Raw genomic sequence first — 537 nt, forward strand, 5'->3', positions numbered from 1 at the left:
GCCCAGGGGGCCGGTCTCGGCACCCGAGGCCTGCCACGCCGCCACCACGTCCGCCGGCAGCACCCGCGTGCCCAGCGTGGGGTGCACGTACACCGACCCACCCCGGAAGTGCCCGAACCGCGCCACCCCGTCCGCCGTGGTCCCGGTGTCACTGATCGGCATCCCCAGCGACCCACCATCACCACCGGCAGCCAACCACGCATCCCGCACCGGCCCGTCCACCACCCGCGCACCCGTGGCCTGCGACCAGTACACCCAACCCCGCTGGAACGCCACCACCTGACCGGCACCACCCGGCGTCGCCACCTGGTCGGCCACCGGCCACCCCAACGACCCGTTCTCCCACCCCGAGGCACCCCACCGGTCCCGCACCGCGGTCCGCAACAACCGGGCCCCCGTCGCCGGGCTGAAGTACACCGACCCACCCTGGAAGTGCGCGAACGACCCACCACCGGCCAACGCCGTCACATCCGACACCGGATACCCCAACGCACCGGTCTCCCAGCCCTGCGCCGCCCACCGGTCCCGCACCGCACC

The 537-nt window shown here is 74.3% G+C and carries 1 protein-coding gene; it reads right to left on the bottom strand.

The features are described from left to right. A partial coding sequence (locus ACI781_RS19120; RefSeq protein ID WP_456567715.1) for an LGFP repeat-containing protein occupies positions 1-531 on the bottom strand: 531 nt, incomplete at its 3' end. Positions 532-537 lie beyond the last annotated feature (6 nt).

It is taken from the genome of Blastococcus sp. SYSU D00695, from assembly GCF_054050555.1.